The following is an 18,980-nucleotide window of genomic DNA, read 5'->3' as shown; positions in this document are numbered from 1 at the left end:
GCGAACATTGAAACCGCCCGCCAACATAGAGCGGTCCATGAACGATCACGAGCAGGAACTCAAGCGCCGTGCACACGACCTCGACGTCACCGTCTGGGTCGGGAAGAGCGGCGCCGACGCGGTGGTCGACGAACTCAACGACCAGCTCGCGAACGAGAACCTCGTCAAGGTCAAGTTCCTCCGGGCGGCTCGAGCGGGAAGTTCCACGGAGGAGAAGGCAGCCGACCTCGCCGAGCGGGTCAACGGCCAGTTGATCGATACGCGAGGGCACACGGCAGTGATCCATCGATGAGCGTGGGCGAAGTCGGGGCGAGAACGCTCCTACAGGGCGGACTCGGCCCGATCGGCCAGCAACTCGACCGACTCTCCTGGGTCGACGAGACGCTCGCGGCGACCCTCGAGAGCGGCCTGGTCTTCCTGGTGACGTTGCTCCTCGTCTGGCTCGTCGGCCGGGCAGTCGTCGTCCCGCTGGTCGAGCGGGCGATGGATCGCCGCGGCCTCGACCGGCACGCCCAGACGCCGTTGCTGGTGGTCACCAGGTTTGCGATCCTCTTTCTCGGCGTCGCCATCGCGTTCGGCGCCGCCGACTACGGAAACTTCCTCGTGTCGATGGCCGGAATCGCCGCCGCCGGGGCGCTCGCGATCGGTCTCGCCCTGCAGAACGTCATCTCGAACTTCGTCGCCGGGATCTTCATCTACACCGACAAACCGTTCCGCATCGGGGACTGGATCGAGTGGGACGACGGCACCTACTCGGGCGTCGTCGAGGATATCAGCCTGCGCGTCACTCGCGTTCGCACCTTCGACAACGAACTGCTGACGGTGCCGAACAGCCTTCTCACCGAAGACGTCCTCAAGAACCCCGTCGAGGCGGACAAACTCCGCCTGAAGTTCGTCTTCGGAATCGGTTACGGCGACGACATCCAGGAGGCGACGGACATAATCATCGAAGAAGCCGAGAACCACCCCGACATCATGGACGAGCCCGGCCCCTCGGTACGACTCACCGAACTCGGGGACTCCGATGTCGGCCTCCAGTCGCGATTCTGGATCGCGAACCCCTCGCGGTCCGACTTCGTCCGTACCCGCGCGGAGTACGTCACGAGCGTCAAGGAGCGGTTCGACGAGGCAGGCATCGACATCCCCTACCCCGTCCGGACGCTCGATGGCGGGTTGCACGTCAGTAATCCGGCAACGCTCGAGGCGGCGGACGACTGACCTGGTTTCAATCGCTTTCGATCGCTTCGACTGCTTCGACAGTTCTCCTGCTCGAGACTCGAGTTGTCTGTTGACTCTCGAGCCGTGCCACCGACAAAGAGGACCCGCGACAAATGGCCGGGAGCGTTCCGCGAGCATCGCGAGCGGGACGAGACCCGGGGGAGGGCAGGCGGTCACCAGTTTGCTACCGTGAGCGAACGCCGTGAGCGAGCGGGCCGACGAGTGACCCGAACGCAGTGAGGGGAACGAGGAGTGCTTTTGGTCGAGCTTTTACCGAAGGACGCCGAGCCATGCGTCAGCACTGCTGGCGCTGGCGAGGTAGACTGCAGTGTAAAAGGTCGGTATGAATGATGGACCCCGCGGTTGCCCGGCGTTCCGGCCGGGGGAATCCCGGTTGCCTCCTCCACCCCGCGACCCGTCGAGCGACAGGTGTCCGGCGGTCCACTGCTCGCTTCCGCGCCTGATGGGCTGTCGCCGGCTAACGACGATGAGTCGTCCCTGCGGACGGTCATGGTCGACCGCTGTCCCCGACGGACGAGGCTTCCACGTTGGCTCCCGGGGCCCCGGCCGGTCTGACCGGACGCCCGCGGGCTTCGGTCCCCACTGAAGGCCATACCGTGGGTTGTGAGCAGGGCCTAACTGCCCGACCTAGTCCACGCCTGGATAGTCGACCGTACCTTAAGGCCCTTTCGTCTCTCGTTCTCGTTTTTCGTTCTCACCCTCGAGTTCGTGCCTTTGGGCCTTCGTCTCCCAAGTCTGTGCCTTCGAGCCCGCGCCCCCTCGACTCGCGAATTCCTCGTCGCTCGAGTTGGTGGCGTTTCGGATTCGGAACTCGGTGTTCGGTTCGTGGAAAACCGGAAACCAACCTCCAGACCGCCTCACAGACGATGTGACGGCCTATTGACTCCGACGAGGAACCTCCTCGAGTCCCTCTCTCGAACGACCCCTCGGAGAGGCAACGTTTTAGTGGTGGACTGAGATAGTCGACCAGACAATGACTCCGGAGCTACCCGATAGACTCCTCGGGATCAGTATCGAGGACCCGAGCGAGCGGCAGTCGGCCGACGAGACGACGGCCGAGGAAGAAGAGCGCGTGCGGTTCATCTTCGTTCGACTGGGCGAGCACCGTCTGGCGATCCCCGTCGACGAAGTGAAGACGGTCACGGACCCGCCGGCAGACGAGGACCTCACGCGGGTGCCCCGGTCGCCGCAGGCCGTCGAGGGCCTGGTCGACCTCCGCGGGGAGATCACGGCGATCGTCGACACTCGCGTCCACTTCCCCGTTGGGCCAGCGCCGGACGCACAGCGACTCGTCGTACTCGACCGGCCCACCGACGAGCAGGCGGCGGCACTTCGCGTCGACGAAGTGCTCGGCGTTCACAACGTCACCGAAGACGACGTCTTCGAGCCCGACGAGGTCGAGGACCCCGGGGTTGCCGGCGGCGCAATCGAGCACCCGCTCGTCTGCGGCCTCGTCGAACGCGAGCGCCGCTCGCGCCAGGAATCCCGGACGCGGCGCGGGGGTCGGTCGTCGCGCTTTTCGAGGAGTCGGTCGAAGCCAGGCTCCGGGTTGGCTTCGTCCGCCGCGGTGGGGGCAATCTCGCGTCGCGGTTCGGTAGCTGCGGACGCCGGCGCGGAAACGGACGCTGGCGAAGGTGCAGACGAGACCGTCGTGAGCGACGAGTTCGTCCTCGAGGACGAGGATGAAAACGAGGACGGAGCATCCGAAACGACGTCTCGAGCGGAGGGGACAGTCGTCATCGAGGCAACCGGGGTCCTCGACGTCCCGGCGCTTTTACTAGCAGCCGGGAAGAAGTCGTAAAAAACCACCGTCGAACGGCCGGTAGACCTATTCCTGTTCGCCCGAAAACGCGGAGAATTCGGCCGCTGCCACCGGTTATCATGTCTGATAATCGAGAGACAGCATTTATGGTAGTTGTATCTCTATCGGAATTTGGTGTACAATTGAATGTCGACAGGGGTGCTCATCGTAGACGACTCCCATTTTATGCGTAATCTACTGCGCCAGATTCTCGAGCAGGATTACCATATCGTTGGAGAAGCGTCGAACGGCGCTGAGGCGGTAAAACTCTACAAGGAACAGAACCCAGACATCGTCATGATGGACATCGTGATGCCGAAGTGTAACGGCATCAAGGCGACCGCGGCGATCAAGAAACTCGATCCCCGGTCGCGGGTCATCATGTGTACGAGTGTCGGGCAACGAGAGAAGATGAAACTCGCCGTAAAGGCTGGTGCCGACGGCTACGTCACGAAGCCGTTCGAGGAACCAAGCGTACGGAAGGCACTGGCTGACGTCGTCGCGGCATGACGGGCGTACTCGTTGTCGACGACTCGCAGTTCATGCGAACAGTCGTCGGGAACGCGCTCGACACCGCCGGGTACGACGTACGGACCGCCGACACTGGCGAGGCGGCGCTCGAGGCCGTCGCGTCCGTTGGAGGCGGCGAAGGCAACGAGGGCGACGCGATCGACGTGATCACGATGGACGTCGAAATGCCGGGCATGGGCGGTATCGAAGCCGTCGAGCGCATCATGACGCACGACCCCACGCCGATTCTCGTGCTCAGTGCCCACACGGAGGCCGAGGCGGATGCGACCCTCGAGGCGCTCGAGCGCGGCGCGCTCGACGTCCTCCAGAAACCCGACGGCACGGGGACGCAGAACCTCGGTCACCTCACGGACGCCGTCGTCGCGAAGGTCGACGAGCTCTCGGCGGCCCCCGTGTCGGCGCTGGCGCTCGCACGTGCGACGGCCGCGGTCACGGCGACCGAGCGCCGGCAGGTGAACGCGACGCGGTCGGCGAGTGGCGTCAGTGTCAATGCCAGTGCCAGTGCCAGTGCCGGGAGCACTGAAGTCCTCGAATCCGGGAACGCGGGCACGCTACCCGCTCGTGGTCCGTCCGCCCTGCCGACGATGGACGCGCCGACCCCTGTCGACGGTGCGTCCCTCGATCACCCGACGGTCGTGATCGGTGCGTCGACTGGTGGCCCGAAAATCATCGAGCGACTGCTGGCGCACCTGCCAGCCGACCTCGAGGCGAAGGTGCTGATCGTCCAGCACATGCCGGCGGATTTCACTCAGCGACTCGCCGCTCGCCTGGACGCGATCTGTGCCTACGACGTGTTCGAGGCGAGCGACGGCGACCGGATCGCCGCCGGCGACGTTGCCATCGCCAGAGGCGGTCAGCACCTCCGGGTCGTGAACAACGTCAACGGATCACTTCGCGTTCGCCTCGACGACGGTGAGCGCGTTCACGGGGTTCGCCCGGCGATCGACGTGACGATGGAGACCGCCGCAGCGCGCGTGGTCGATCCACTCTGTGGCGTCGTCCTGACCGGAATGGGCCGGGACGGTGCCGCGGGCATCGAGGCCATCGCCGACGCCGGCGGTTACACGATCGCCCAGGACGAGGCGACGAGTCCCGTCTTCGGTATCCCCCAGCAGGCGATCCGGACGGGCCGCGTGGACGAGGTCGTTCCCGCGCCGGCGCTCGTCGATCGGATCGTCGGCGCGTTCGTCACGGACGGTGAGACCGATGAGTGAGTACTGGACGGACTTCGCCCAGGAGAGCGACGAACAGATCACGGAACTGAACAACTCCCTGCTCACGCTCGAGCGAGACCCGGACGACGACGACGCGATGGAGGCCATCTTCCGGACCGCACACACCCTCAAGGGGAACTGCGGCGCGATGGGGCTCGCTCGTGCGAGTGACCTCGCACACGCCATCGAAGACCTCCTCGATGCCGTCCGACGGGACGACCTCGAGATCACGCCCGAGGTCATGGACGCCATCTTCGCCGGCGTCGACGAACTCGAGGCGATGCTCGACGAAGCGCCCCCGAACGGCGACATCGATCGTGATCCGGCGGCGGAAATCGAGACACTTCGGAGCTTTCTGGACGATTCGACGAGGACGAGGACGAGCGAGGACGTTTCGGCGCCAACGGATGCCGAAATCGACGCCATCCTGGCCCGGTTCGATCCCCCGAAGGACGCCGACCACGACGCGTTTCTCGTTCGGCTCGCGATAACCGACGACTCGCAGGTCAATAACGGCCAACTCGTGGTCGAGGCACTCGTCGACGCGTTCGATCTCGTCGGTACCGATCCCTCGCGCGAGGCGATCGAAAACGCGGAGTACGGCGTCGGATTCGATGCCGTATTCGGAAGCGCCGTCGGCAAGGAGGCGATCGGGGCGGCCCTCGAACCAGTCGATGCCGTCGAGGCGTTCGAGATCGTCGAGGTGACGGACCGGTTCGCCTCGAGCGGTGACACGTCCGGGACCGGACCTGGGGCCAACGCAGTCGACGCAGCTGACGAGTCGCTCACCGCAGCCGACGCCGCCGAGGGACTGTCCTCGACCGACGCGCAGAACCTCTCGGTCGACGAACTGCTCGAGGAGTTCGACGAGTTCGACGACCTCGACGCGATGGTCGAGGAGGTCGAGGGCGAGGACCTCGATGCGTTCGACGAGATGGGCGACGCAGGGTCGTTCGAGGACCTGCTCGGCGAGTCGGCATCGGCGTCGGCGGACGTTTCACCGGGGGAGGGCGTCGACGATCCGGAGACGGAATCGGACCCCGCCGATGGGGTTACCGCCGCCGAGTCAGCGGATGCGGAATCCGCGAGTGGTGGTGTGGACGTCGACGGCGCAGACGCAAAGGTGGACACTGACACAGACGATGTCGGAGACGCCGACGACGCCAGTGCGGTGTTCGCTGAACTCAAAAACGAGGTCGAGATGGTCGGCTTCGACGAACTCCAGGACGAACTCGACGAACTCGAGTTCGACGAGTTCGACAGCGACGACGAGGTCGACATGGACGAATTGCTCGGCGACGACGTCGACGTCGACGACAACAGTTTCCTCGAGGTCGAAGACGAGTTCGGCGAAGAGCTTGCCGACGAGTTCGACGACGTGGACCTCGAGAGCGATGCCGAGGAGACCAGTGACGAGGGCGTCGAACGGACGGACGTCGATAGCGAGGTGACGGCCACTGAGTCGTCCGATCTGGACGATGTCCCGGTGGAGCTGTCGTCGGATGTGGGTGTGGAATCGGATGCGGAAGCACAGTCAGATGCGGAGACGGAGACGGAGACAGAGACAGGTTCGACACCGGCTGACGCCGACGATTCGATCGTCCCGACTGACGACGACTTCGAGGCGTTCGCGTTCGACGATGCGGACCTCGACCTGGACACGGACGACAGTGCCGCAGAGCAACCCGTCGAGGCGTCCGACGCCGACTCGCTCGAGGCGCAAGCGACGGACGCCGAGGAGGTCGACGAACTCGGGGAGGCCGACGTCGCTGCCCTCGATGGTGTCGACTTCGGTGAAACCGACGACGAGGCGGCCGAGTCCGAATCGAGTTCCGGCGACGATTCCGTCGTCGACGATTTGGGAGCGGAATTCGACGTCGAAGGTGTTGCTCTCGAGGACGAGGATCGGGCCCTCGAAGATGAGGAATTGCGCCTCGAAGATGATGCTCTGGGCCTGGAGGATGAAGATCTGGACCTCAAGGACGACCTGGAACTCGAGTCGATCGATCGGGACGAGGCCGAAGACGACTTCGCGGTTGATTTCGGATTCGATCCGGTCGACGACCTGGCACTCGAGGACGAGCAGGACGTCTCGTTCGACGACTCGGCGCTCGAGGCTGACGCCGACGTCGATAAGGACCCCGATCCCGCCCACGATCTGGACGAGGGCCTCGATCTCGAGACGCCGGACGATACCGCATTTGTCGACGACCAGCCGGCACCGACGGCGTTCGACGTCGACGCGGACGACGACGCGTTCGCGTTCGAGGACGACGCCGGACTCGAGGCCTCTGCGATGGATACCGACGACCTCGGGGGCTTCGACGAGTCCGACGACCTCGATACTGTCGACGACCTTGGCGACCCCGACGACTTCGACGACCTCGACGTCGACGCTTCTGCCTCTCCTCCAGAGGACGGCTTCACGGCCGGCGCGGACGCGTCGAACACCGCTGCCTTCGGCGCTGCAGAGAACAGAGACGGCGGGGACGCGACCGCCGCGGAATCGAATCGCGTCTACGAGGACGTTCCGCCGATGCCGATTCAGGACGTCGACGCACCCGAAACGGACGAGGAGGCGGATTCGGAATCGAACGCCGACCAGGCGCAGTCGATCCGCGTCGACGTCGATCAAGTCGACACGCTCCTCAACCTCGTCGAGGGGCTGGTCACCGCCCGCGTCCGCCTCCGTCACACCATCGAGCAGGACGACGATCCGAAGACGCTCCGTCGAGAACTCGACGACCTGGACGACATCACCGCCGAACTCCAGGACACGGTGATGGACGTCCGACTGGTCCCCCTCGAGACGGTCGCCAACCGATTGCCCCGGACGGTTCGGGACATCGCGCGCGACCAGGAGAAGACGGTCGCCTTCGAGACCGAGGGCGAATCGGTCGAACTCGACCGCAGTATCCTCGACCGGATCGGCGACCCGCTCATCCACCTGGTTCGGAACGCCGTCGATCACGGTATCGAAGCGCCGTCGGTCCGCGAGGAGGCCGGGAAACCCCGTGAGGGGACGGTCAGACTCACGGCCGAGCGGGCCCGCGACCGCGTGCAGATTCGGATTCACGACGACGGTCGCGGCCTCGACGCCGAGGAGTTACGCGAGGCGGCGGTCGAATCCAACGTTCTCACGGCCGAGGAGGCCGCGGACCTGGACGACGAGGCGGTCTACGACCTGGTGTTCCACCCCGGACTCTCGACGGCGACGGAAGTGACCGACGTCAGCGGCCGCGGTGTCGGGATGGACGTCGTCAAGCGGACGATCGAGGACCTCGACGGCACCGTCTCGGTCGACAGCGAGCCCGGCGAGGGGACGACGATCACGATGGAACTCCCCGTGACGGTCGCCATCGCCGACGTCCTGTTCTTCGAAATCGGCGGCGAGGAGTTCGGCGTCCCGATCAAGGCCGTCCAGGACATCGACGACGCGCGGATCGTCGAGACCGTCGACGGCGACCCGGTGATTCCCTCGAGCGACTCGCCCGTTCCCGTCGTGGAACTCGCCGAGCGACTCGAGACGCCGGCGTCGTCCGACCCCCACGACGGAATGGTGATCCGAATCCGTGACGACGTCCGGTCGGTCGCCCTTCACTGCGACGTCGTCCACGGCCAACAGGAGGTCGTCATCAAACCGTTCGAAGGGTTCATGAGCGGGCTTCCAGGCCTGAGCGGGGCGACGGTTCGTGGCCGGGGGGAAGTGGTTACGATCCTCGACGTCAATACACTATGAGCATGAGCATGCACACCTACATCGAGAGCGACGGACGGTCGAACGCCAGCCCCCACTCGACGGAGACACCGGCTACGGACACGACGAACGAACTCGACAACGCACACGGAGGTACCTAATCTATGACGATGATGGTCGACATTCGGAAGCTGAGCTTTATCAACGAAATGGCGAAAGTCGGGACGAACGGCGTCGCCGACAACATGAGCAAACTAACTGGCGAAGACGCCCAGATGGAGGTCACGAAGACGAACTTCATCGACGTCGACGACATTCAGAGCCAGCTCGAGCCGGGCAAGCGCGTCGGCGTTCGAGTCCGGTTGCTCGACCCGCCCCACGGACACATCCTCATCCTCTTTCCCGAGGCGAGCGCGAAGAAGATCACCGCGATCATGCTTCGGGACGTCGTCGACGACATGTCGAACGTCTCCGGGAAGATGGCCCGAAGTGCCGTCGAGGAGATGGGCAACATGATGGCCAGCGGGTTCATCGACGGCTGGGCCGACGTGCTCGGGCGCGCGATCGACATCGCCGCACCACAGCTCGTCTACGCGCCGGCCGGCGACATCGTCGTTCGAACGGCCGGGCTCGGTGGCGACGACCTCGCGCTCTTCTTCGACTCCGACCTCTCGGTGCCGAGCTATCAGATCGAAGCGGAAATCTACGCCTTCCCGGAGCTCGAGGAGTTCGTCGAGATGGTCAACGGCATCGACGTGCACCCCGCATGAAACTCGACGTCAACGCCCTCGGCACGTTCTACCGGATGGCCCGCGAGGGCGCCGGGCTGGCGGCCGGTCGGCTGACGAAGATGACCGGCGTCGAGACGCAGGTCGGGGTCACGAAGCTCAACTTCATGCGCGGCGAGGAGATTCGACACGACTTCGAGGACGGCACCGAGAAGGTCGGGATCCGCGTCGAACTCAGCGGCGGTCTCGACGGCCACTCGGTCGTCGTCTTCGACCGCAACAGCGCGCTCCGCATCGTCGAGATGCTGATCGCCGAGGCCGACGTCGAGGAGTTCGACGAGATGAGCATGAGCGCCGCCACCGAGGTCGGCCAGGTGATGAACAGCGGGTTCATCGACGGCTGGGCCGACGTTCTCGAGACCGTGATCGACGTCTCGACGCCGCAGTTCATCGAGGGAACGACCGCCGAGCCCTTCTTCGGCGACATCGACGAAGCGCCTGGCGAGGGGGACATGGCCCTGCTCTTCCAGAGTCACATCAACGCCGTCGGCACCGAACTCAGCTTCAGCCACTACCTGTTCCCCGCGCGCGACTCCATGGCGAGCCTGCTCGAGCGACTGCGCACCAGCGACGGGATCGAGTACGACAAACTCGACGGCTTCGACCGGATGGCCGAGCAGGGCGCCGAGGAGGTGGCGAAGACGGCGACGACGCTCACCGGCATCGAGACGAGCGTCGAGATTCGACGCCTGAACTTCGTCTCGCTCGAGGCTATTCCCGCGTCCGTCCCGAACGAACGCCTCGTCGGGGTCGCCTTCGAGTTCGACGGCACGCCGAGTGGGTACCTCCTGTTCCTGTTCGACGAGGAATCCGCACACGAAATCGTCGACGCGATGGTGCCGATGGAAACCGACGATGGGGATGGATTCGGCGAGATGGAGCGAAGCGCCATCACGGAACTCGGGAACATCATGGCCAGTGGCTTCCTCGACGGCTGGGCGAACGTCCTCGACACGACGATCGATCACTCGCCGCCGGAATTCATCCACGACATCGGCACCGCCGCCGTCGACCCCGTCATCATCCAGCTGGGCGAGAACCAGGAGTTCGCGTTCGTTTTCGACACGCAGGTGATGGCCGACGGGCGCGAGTTCGACTGTGACATCTACGCCATCCCCGACGAGCGGGACCTCGAACGCGCGCTGAACGACCTCGACGTCGACCGCATCGAGGAGACGCCGACGACGGCCGAATTCGGAGACGTAGAATGAAGACGTACGGAACCGAACCGGGGGTCCCCGAACCGGTGCAGGTCGGAATCTCGGAACTCGTCGTCAGCGAGGGCGAGGATACGCTGAAGTCCTACGGGCTGGGTTCGTGTCTCGCCGTCGCGCTGTACGACCCGGACTCCGATATCGGCGGCCTCGCACACGTCATGCTCCCGGACGGCGACGCCGCCGACAACAGCGACGTCAAGCCCGGAAAGTACGCCGATACGGCGATCCGGGCCCTCCTGCGGCGGATGGTCGAACGCGGCGCCAGCTACACCTCCGTCGAAGCCAAGATCGCCGGCGGGAGCGACATGTTTCAGTTCGAGAGCTTCGGCGACGGCGTCGGCCAGCGAAACGTCGACGCCGCGAAGACCGAACTCGAGAAACTCGGCGTCCCGCTGATTGCCGAGGACGTCGGCGGAAAACACGGCCGGACGGTTGAATTCACCCCCGGCACCGGTACCCTTATCGTTCGGACGGCCAACGGTGAGCACGGAGTGACCGAGTTGTGAGCACCGACCCGGCGTTCGAACGCCTCCTCGAGTACGTCGAGGCGGAGCTGGCGTTCGCGACGAGCCACTACAACACGAGTTACCTCGACCGGCGGGTTTCCTCGCGGATGCGCCGAACCGGCTGTGACAGCTACGAGGAGTACTTCGAATTGCTGCAGTCGGAGGCGGACGAACAGCGGGCGCTGCTCGACTCGCTGAGCATCAACGTCACGGGCTTCTTTCGTAACCCCGACGTCTGGGAGGGGATTCGCGACGTGCTCCGGACGCTGACCGAGCGCCACGAGAGCGTCCACGTCTGGAGTGCCGCGTGTGCCGACGGTCGCGAACCGTACTCGCTGTCGATGCTCGCCCACGACGACGTCCAGATCGACGAATCATCGATCCACATTCTCGCGACCGACATTAGCGAACCGGCCCTCGAAACCGCGCGCGAACGGACGTACACCGAATCCAGGACGGTCGACCTCGGCGACCAGCTCGAGTTCCTGGACGCCTACGAGCAATACGTCGACCACGACCCGGCGAACGAAACCTACCGGGTGCGCGAGTCCATCGCCCGACCGATCACGTTCGAGCGACACGACCTCATCAACGGCGAGGCGAAGTCTGGCTTCGACCTCGTGATCTGCCGGAACCTGTTCATCTACATCGACAACGCGTACAAGCAGTCGATGCTCGAGACGATCGCCCGATCACTTCGAGCCGACGGCTACCTCGTTATCGGCAAGGCCGAGACGATTCCGCCGACGCTCAAGTCCGCGTTCGCGATTACCGACGGCAGACTTCGGATCTACCAGCGTGAGGGCTCGGTAGGGGTTTCGATGAACTCCGAGTCGTCCAACTGACCTCTTCCGGTGTCGAGCTGACTACCGAAGCAACGTCCGGACTGACGTGTTCGTCTCGACAAACCTCTCGACGTCGTCGATGACGGGGGAGACAGATATGGAGTTCGTTCTGGAATCGCACCCAGTCACACGGCTACGGGGCTGCTATTTCCCGTTTCTTCAATAATACAATAATTATACTAATGGGTCCGGTCACATCATCGCGGTGCTCGACTGTATCGCCACGATACTCGAGCGGAGCTTCGAACGTGACGTTCCGCTAGTTCTCCCCGCCAAAGGTGAAGACATCCGATGGGTCGTCATCGCCCTGGTCATCGCCCGACGCAGTGTCGTCCGCTCGTTCGACGTCGCCAGTTTCGTCGGCGTCGACTCGCTGGTCTTCGAGGGACTCGGACGTATCGTCGACCGATTCGGGCGTCGTTTCGTCCTCGAGCGATGGATCCGATCCGGTCTCGGGAAGCGGTGTCGGGTCGTTTGTTCCCGCGACGGGGACCGCCGTCTCGGCGTCGACAACCTGCCTCGGTCCGATATCAGTATCGAACCGGTCGAGCGCCTCCGAGAGCCGTGTGGCCTGATCGGACAGATTACTCGCGCTTCGGGAGACTTCGGTCAGGGCCGTGGTCTGTTCCTCGGCAGCGGCGGCGACGTTCTCGCTCTCGGCGGTGGTCTCCTCGGAAATCGTCGCGGCCTCGTCGACCATCGAGACGACCTCCTGGGTCGACGCCGCCTGCTCCTCGGTCGCTGCGCTGATCTCCTGGACGCCCACGTTGGTCTCCTCGGCGTGGTCGGCAATCTCGTCCAGCGCGGCGACGGCGTCCTCGATGGCGTCGCGGTTCGCCTCGACGCGCTCGCTCGTGTTCGTCACCGACTCCGCGGTGTCGGCCGTCCGGGCCTGGATCGCCTCGAGTCGCTCCTCGATGTCCTCGGCGGCGTCTTTGGTCTCCTCGGCCAGGTTCTTGACCTCGCCGGCGACGACCGAGAAGCCGTCCTCCCCCGCGTTCGAACGCGACGCCTCGATGTTGGCGTTCAGCGCCAGCATGTTCGTCTCCTTCGCCACCTCGGAGATGAACTCGATGAGTTCGTCGATCTGTTCCATCTCCGCCTCGAGCGCCTCGATGTCGGCCACTGCGGCCTCGGATTCGGTCTCGATGGCATCCATCCCCTCTATGGCGTCTTGGGCGGCGTCGCGCCCACGCTTGCCCGTCTGGGCCGTTCGCTCGGCGATGTCGGCCACCTGGTTCGAGGAGGCCGCGATTTCCTCGGTGGTCGTCGAGAGGCCGTTCATCTCGTGGTTGACCGACTGGAGGCTCTGGTTCTGGCGCTCGGCGCCGTCGGCGATTTCCTGGATCGACCCGGTCACCTGCTCGGAAGCTGAACGAACTTCCTCGCTCGAGGCGGTGACCTGTTCGCTGGCGGTCGCGACGTCGGTCGCGAAGGCCTTGACGCCGGCGGTGGTCTCCTCGAGTTTGGCGACCATCGCGTTGAACTCGAGGGCGATGTCCTCCATCGCCTCGTTCTCGGTTTCGGCGTTCATCCGGGCGGTGAGGTCGCCCTCGGCGGTCTCTTGCATGACCGCGCGGTACTCGTCGGCTTTCGCCTCGAGGTGGCGGTTGATCGCTTCGGTCTCCGCGCGGGCCTGTTCGGCCTCTTCGCGGGCGTTCTGGGCGTTCTGGATCTGGTTCTTCAGCGAGTTGCGCATGCTATCGAATCCGGCGTAGAGCCGACCGATACTGTCGATCCGGGGCGACTCGAGTTCGACGTCGAGGTCGCCTTCCTCCATCCGCTCGGCTTTCGTCGTGAGCCGGTCGATCGAGCGCGAGGTGTTGAACCCCAGGGCCGTGCCAACCAGGACGACCAGCAGGACGATGCCGAGGGTCGCGTAGATCCCGTACTGCTGGATGTTCTGTACGAAGCCGTACGCGCTGTTCGACGGCGTGTGGACGAGGGCGACCCAGTCGGTCCCCGGAACCGGCGCGGCGCCGACGACGTACTCCTCGCCGGCACCGATGCTGTAACTGGATCGGCTGGTCAGGACGCCCTGGGCGCCGTCCTCGACGAGCATCCCCTCGCCCTGTCCAGCCGACAGCGAGCGCGCTGTCTCGAGTGGCCGAGTGGATTCGTCGTAGTTCGCCCACTTCGCTCCGGTCGGACTCGAGGCGATGACGCGATCCTGGCCGTCGACGAGCATCACGACGCCGGAGTCGCCGTCTCGCATCTGTTGTTCGTAAAACGAGAGCGGGACGGTGTACGCCAGCAGGTAGCCGTCCTGGAGGTCGCCGGCGTCGGTCACGTACGCGACCCGCTCTTCGTTCCCGCCGAACGTCCCACTCTGGTAGGCGCCGGTCGTCACCGTTCCGCTGATCGACTCGAGGTCGTCGAACCACTCGCCCTCGAGTTCCGAGACGGGGTTCAGATCCTGGTCCGTCTTCGTGCTGGCGACGATGTCGCCGGAGTCGGCGTCGATGTAGTGGATGTGTGGGTACGTCCGGCCGGCGCCCGAATTGTACCGACCGGCGATTTCGTCGTCGAGATACGTCTGGATGGTTTCGGCGTCTCCACTCTCGATCGCACTCGAGCGAGCCATCGCCTCGACGGTCTCTTCGTTGTTCGCATTCCAGTTTCTGATGCCCTGTGCCTGCTGAACCGCGAGCGTCCCGTGGTCCTCGTGCACGATCGATTGCACCTCCGTCTGTACTTCCTCGGTCGCGACCAGTCCGATTGCCCCGACGGCACACCCCAGAACGAGCAACACGATGGCGAACTTCAGCGCGTAGCTTCGTCGTATCACTCGTGGAACCAGTCTGCGGACGATACTCACCATACGACCTATAGATCAGCTATCCGTAATAAATGTTTGCTGTGAAAGTTCATCACGAATATGGGTCGAATTCGAGACGTCGAAAGAATCGGACGAATGCCAGGCTCGAGAACGGTGTTACTACTCGAACTGGCGAAACACGGGAGAACGACACAGAAAAACGCCGAATTCGATACGGATCCGCTGATCGAGCCGCTCAGGAGCTGTTGCCGAACGTGAACATGTCGTCACTGTCGTCGCTGTCGTCGGATTCGTCGTCGCCGTCGTCGGCTTCGACTTCCGACTCGAGAGCCAGCGTCGACTCGTTTGCGCCTGCTGTGTCGACGGTATCGACGGCATCGATGTCATTGGACTCGCCGTCGTCGCTCGCTCCATCTTCGCCCATTCCGGTCTCGCTTCCGGTCCCGATCTCGACGGGGTTCGATTCTTCGGTCTGTTGCTCAGACTGGTCGGTAGTTGGCGCCTCCGTCACCGACGGGGTCGCGTCGTCGAACGCGATTCCCTCGCTCTCGAGGTCGTCAACGTCCCCAGATTCGAGCGCCGGCTGGGCGTTGGTGTCGAACCGGTCGAGCGCCTCCGAGAGCTGTGCCGCCTGGTTCGCGAGGTCGCTCGCGCTGCGGGAGACCTCGGTCAGGGCCGTGGTCTGCTCTTCGGCCGCAGCGGCGACGTTCTCGCTCTCGGCGGTAGTCTCCTCGGAAATCGTCGCGGCCTCGTCGACCATCGAGACGACCTCCTGGGTCGACGCCGCCTGTTCTTCACTCGCCGCCGAAATCTCCTGGACGCCCACGTTGGTCTCGCCGGCGTAGTCGGCAATCTCGTCCAGTGCAGTGGCCGCCCGCTGCACCGAGTCGGTGTGTTCGGCCACCCGGTCACTGGTCAACTGCACCTCGGTCGCCGTCTGCTCGGTCTGGTGCTGGATTGCCTCGAGCCGCTCCTCGATGTCTTCGGCCGCGGTCTTCGTCTCCTCGGCCAGTTCCTTGACCTCGCCGGCGACCACGGAGAACCCTTCGCCGGAGTCGCCCGAGCGAGCGGCCTCGATGTTGGCGTTCAGCGCCAGCATGTTGGTCTGCTCGGCGACCTCGGTGATGAACTCGATGAGTTCGTCGATCTGTTCCATCTCCGCCTCGAGCCGTTCGATCTCCTCGACTGCGGACTGGGACTCGGATTCGATCTCGGCCATGCCCTCGATGGCGTCCTCGGCGGCGTCGCGTCCGCGCTTGCCCGTCTGGGCTGTGCGCTCGGCGATGTCGGCCACCTGGTTCGAGGAGGCTGCGATCTGCTCGATCGTCGTCGAGAGGCCGTTCATCTCGTGGTTGACCGACTGGAGGCTCTGGTTCTGGCGCTCGGCACCGTCGGAAATCTCCTGGACGGATTCGGTGACCTGTTCGCTGGCGGAGCGAACCTCCTCGCTCGAGGCGGTGACCTGTTCGCTCGCCGTTGCGACGTCGGTCGCGAAGGCCTTGACGCCGGCGGTGGTCTCCTCGAGTTCGGCGACCATCGCGTTGAACTCCAGTGCAATCTCTTGCATCGCCTCGTTGTCGGTGTCGGCGTCCATCCGGGCGGTGAGGTCGCCCTCGGCAGTCTCTTGCATGACCGCGCGGTACTCGTCGGCTTTCGCCTCGAGGTGGCGGTTGATCGCTTCGGTCTCCGCGCGGGCCTGTTCGGCCTCTTCGCGGGCGTTCTGGGCGTTCTGGATCTGGTTCTTCAGCGAGTCGCGCATAGTAGCGAACCCGGCGTAGAGTCGACCGATGCTGTCGACACGCTGGGTTTCGAACTCGACGTCGAGGTCGCCTTCTTCCATCCGCTCGGCTTTCGTCGTGAGTCGGTCGATCGAGCGCGAGGTGTTGCGCCCGATGACGCCGCCGATGAGCATCACGAACAGGATGCCGCCGATGGAGGCGTAGATGCCGTACTGCTGAACGTCCTGTACGAAGCCGAAGGCCTCGGACTCGGGCGTGTGGATGACGACGAGGAACGGACTATCCTCGGTGACGCGAGCCGCCGCGCCGATGTACGGTTCGTTTCCGTAATTGCCGCCAACGGCGGACGCGAGTGCGTCGTTCGGTTTCTCGATCGAGAAGTGCTGACCCTCGAGGCCGACTGCACTGAGGTTAAAGTCCTCCGTCGAATCCTTCGTCGAGTACTCCTCGAGGTAGACGTTTTCACTCGGGTCCATGACGACCTGGGCGTCGCCGCCGCCGGTCTCCATGACGATGAACGAGATTCGACCCTCGTTTTCGTTGTGGATCATCTCGTCGGTGTACGCGCCGATCTCGAGCGACACTACCAGGAACTCGTTTTTCCCGTCGACGCTCGAGACGTAGCTCAACACCGGCGTCCCGTCGGCGGCGACGTGTGGTACGATCGCCGTTCTGGTATCGAAGTTCGACACTGGCTCTCCGAAGACCGTACCGCCTGATTGCAGCGTATCACGATTGCTCTCGTACTCGGGTTCGATTTTGCCTAACTCTGCTGCCCAGGCGATTACCCCGTCCTCGGAACTGTGGTCTCGGGCGATCTCTGCCGGCGCCTTCCCGTGAAGTTCCTCCACCGTACTGTTCGTCACGTTCTCGTTGAGGTTGACGTAGTGGACGCTATGGCCGCCGGAGATGGAATTCCGGGCGGCGACCAGCCGTACCTGTTCGCCCGTTCCCACCGAGGACTCCAGTGACTGGTGTTCCTGTATGTTCAGTTGATTCCACTTGTCGACGTTCCGGGCCTCCTGCTGTGCCAACTCTGCGGAATCGTTCTGCACCTGCGATTGTACTTCACTCGCGATTTGATTCGTCCCTAGATACCCCATAGCCCCCACAGACAGACCGATGACGAGAAGCACGATAGCGAACTTGAGTGCGTATCGCTGTCTGATGAATTTGGGGATGACTTTCCGGACCGGTCCTAACATACGGTCATAGACAGGTATCACTCACAATAAATCCTCTCCCGTGATTATCACGACTGAGAACAGGTCTCTGCCGAACAGTGTCGTTTAAGTTATCGGCCCGGGATACCTACCCGAGTATCCGCCACTGAGCGCACATGTCTCCCCATCCCCTCGAGACGTTCGTTACCCGGACGCGGCTCCTGTGTGAAGCCGCGCCGCCGGAGACGCTGGCCGAAACCACGCCGATCGTCGACATGCTGTTGAGCGCCCTCGGCTGGAACACCGTCCAAGACTGCCGGCGAAACGTCCCGGTGGCGGGAACTACACTCGAGTACGTCTGTTCGATCGAGACGACCCCCGCGCTGTTCGTGGCCGTCGATCCGGCGAGCGCGTTCCCCTCGAGCGATCGCCTCTCGGCACTCGGGACGTGCCTCACCGAAACCGGAATCGATCGAGCGATTTACACCGACGGCCGCGAGGCGGTGTTGCTCGCCGGAACGGGCTCGATTGACACCCACCGCTGCGATCTCCGTCGCCTGGAGACGCTCGAGCCGCTGCTCGAGCACTACCAGCGACGGGCGCTCGAGCGGCGGCTTGGGCGCCACTCCAGAGCGACCGTCGCTCGTCGGCTGGCCGTCGAGCGAGCCGCGGTGCGAGAGACGCTCGTCGACGACCTCGAGGCGGTCACCGGGTCGGCCTACACCGACGAACTCGAGGCTGCCGTCGGCCGACTCCTCGATCATCTGGTCGGTTCGTTCTCGGGGACCGACGCCGCGTCCGCGTCTCCGTCCACGTCCGGGAACGCCGACGGCGGGACCCCGACGTTCGAGAGCGAGGTTGGCGAGGACGAGAGCGGGAGCCAGATCGAGGTCGAGGACCAGAGCGGAAGCGAGAGCGACCCCCTCGAGAAACCGACTCGAGACCGCGTCCAGTACCGCGAGCGGTCGCTGGACGGTCCTCCCGACGAACGACCCGACGCTGACGACTCCGGTGACGGCGACGCTGGCGATGACACTCCCAGCAACACCACCCCATCCACCGACCGAAACGGACCGACGACACGATCGGGCGGCGAGTACGTCGCCCGGTTCTTCGCCGACCACGGCTCGATCGGCGCTATCGGTCACGGTTCGTCGACGGGAGCGCTCGTCCACGCCGCCGAGTTCCTCCTCGAGCGGGGGCTCTCGGGCGTCCGCGTTCCGTGGCCCGAATCGGAACCCGAGGCCCACGAGGCCGGCGGCACCCTGGACCTCCCGGTTCTCGTCGACCGGGATGGTGCATCGCGCCTCTCACGGAGCCGGGAACTCTCGAACGGCTACCACCTCAATACCGCGGGTTCTCCGACCGACCACGCCGCTCGAGTCGAGGCGCTGGGCGCTCGAGCGGGGTATCGGGTGATGTTGACGGGCGACTGGAAGTGAGCAGTACTCGAGGTGGGCG

At 64.5% G+C, this 18,980-nt stretch carries 13 protein-coding genes and 1 other RNA gene; 11 read left to right on the top strand and 3 right to left on the bottom strand.

Translation table 11 applies throughout. The annotated features are described in order from the left end of the window. Positions 1–37: 37 nt before the first annotated feature. Positions 38–292, top strand: a complete 255-nt coding sequence (locus J1N60_RS02480; protein ID WP_312910418.1) for a YhbY family RNA-binding protein — start codon at positions 38–40, stop codon at positions 290–292. Next, the gene (locus J1N60_RS02475; RefSeq protein ID WP_312910417.1) at positions 289–1,218 is read left to right on the top strand and encodes a mechanosensitive ion channel family protein; all 930 of its coding nucleotides are present in this window, start codon (positions 289–291) and stop codon (positions 1,216–1,218) included. The genes J1N60_RS02480 and J1N60_RS02475 overlap by 4 nt, the downstream gene beginning before the upstream one ends. A gap of 348 nt (positions 1,219–1,566) precedes the next feature. Here the strand turns inward: J1N60_RS02475 and ffs are convergent. Next, an RNA gene (ffs, locus tag J1N60_RS02470) (signal recognition particle sRNA) lies at positions 1,567–1,877 on the bottom strand. A gap of 335 nt (positions 1,878–2,212) precedes the next feature. On the opposite strand from ffs, the gene J1N60_RS02465 reads away from it, so the two are divergent. The 8 genes from J1N60_RS02465 (at position 2,213) to J1N60_RS02430 (ending at position 11,838) form a co-directional block, all read left to right on the top strand. Beyond that, a complete protein-coding gene (locus J1N60_RS02465; RefSeq protein WP_312910416.1) occupies positions 2,213–3,040 on the top strand; it encodes a chemotaxis protein CheW in 828 nt (275 codons plus the stop codon). Positions 3,041–3,187: 147 nt separating this feature from the next. Next, positions 3,188–3,550 (top strand): chemotaxis protein CheY, encoded by a 363-nt coding sequence (gene cheY, locus J1N60_RS02460; RefSeq protein WP_253430991.1) that lies wholly within the window; start codon positions 3,188–3,190, stop codon positions 3,548–3,550. Beyond that, the gene (gene cheB, locus J1N60_RS02455; RefSeq protein ID WP_312910415.1) at positions 3,547–4,785 is read left to right on the top strand and encodes a chemotaxis-specific protein-glutamate methyltransferase CheB; all 1,239 of its coding nucleotides are present in this window, start codon (positions 3,547–3,549) and stop codon (positions 4,783–4,785) included. The genes cheY and cheB overlap by 4 nt, the downstream gene beginning before the upstream one ends. Then, entirely contained in the window at positions 4,778–8,524 is a 3,747-nt protein-coding gene (locus J1N60_RS02450) for an ATP-binding protein (protein WP_312910409.1), read from the top strand. Before cheB ends, J1N60_RS02450 begins: the two co-directional genes overlap by 8 nt. 122 nt (positions 8,525–8,646) lie before the next feature. Beyond that, a complete protein-coding gene (locus J1N60_RS02445) occupies positions 8,647–9,252 on the top strand; it encodes a chemotaxis protein CheC (protein ID WP_253430985.1) in 606 nt (201 codons plus the stop codon). Continuing rightward, entirely contained in the window at positions 9,249–10,481 is a 1,233-nt protein-coding gene (locus J1N60_RS02440; protein WP_312910405.1) for a chemotaxis protein CheC, read from the top strand. The genes J1N60_RS02445 and J1N60_RS02440 overlap by 4 nt, the downstream gene beginning before the upstream one ends. Beyond that, on the top strand, positions 10,478–10,993 hold the full coding sequence (locus J1N60_RS02435; RefSeq protein ID WP_312910402.1) for a chemotaxis protein CheD: 516 nt from the start codon (positions 10,478–10,480) through the stop codon (positions 10,991–10,993). The genes J1N60_RS02440 and J1N60_RS02435 overlap by 4 nt, the downstream gene beginning before the upstream one ends. Continuing rightward, complete coding sequence (locus J1N60_RS02430) at positions 10,990–11,838, top strand: CheR family methyltransferase (RefSeq protein WP_312910401.1); 849 nt, start codon at positions 10,990–10,992, stop codon at positions 11,836–11,838. Before J1N60_RS02435 ends, J1N60_RS02430 begins: the two co-directional genes overlap by 4 nt. A 259-nt stretch (positions 11,839–12,097) precedes the next feature. On the opposite strand, the gene J1N60_RS02425 is transcribed toward J1N60_RS02430, so the two are convergent. Both J1N60_RS02425 and J1N60_RS02420 read right to left on the bottom strand, forming a co-directional pair. Then, on the bottom strand, positions 12,098–14,659 hold the full coding sequence (locus J1N60_RS02425) for a methyl-accepting chemotaxis protein (RefSeq protein ID WP_312910400.1): 2,562 nt from the start codon (positions 14,657–14,659) through the stop codon (positions 12,098–12,100). Positions 14,660–14,852: 193 nt separating this feature from the next. Beyond that, positions 14,853–17,411: a methyl-accepting chemotaxis protein gene (locus J1N60_RS02420; RefSeq protein ID WP_312910399.1), complete on the bottom strand. Its 2,559-nt coding sequence runs from the start codon at positions 17,409–17,411 to the stop codon at positions 14,853–14,855. Between the two features lie 284 nt (positions 17,412–17,695). On the opposite strand from J1N60_RS02420, the gene J1N60_RS02415 reads away from it, so the two are divergent. Then, positions 17,696–18,961, top strand: a complete 1,266-nt coding sequence (locus J1N60_RS02415) for a hypothetical protein (protein WP_312910398.1) — start codon at positions 17,696–17,698, stop codon at positions 18,959–18,961. The last annotated feature ends 19 nt before the right edge of the window (positions 18,962–18,980 follow it).

The organism is Natronosalvus caseinilyticus (assembly GCF_017357105.1).
Taxonomy (GTDB): Archaea; Halobacteriota; Halobacteria; order Halobacteriales; family Natrialbaceae; genus Natronosalvus; species Natronosalvus caseinilyticus.
The sequence above is the reverse complement of the archived record's forward strand: the minus strand, read 5'-3'. Positions and strand labels throughout refer to the sequence as shown.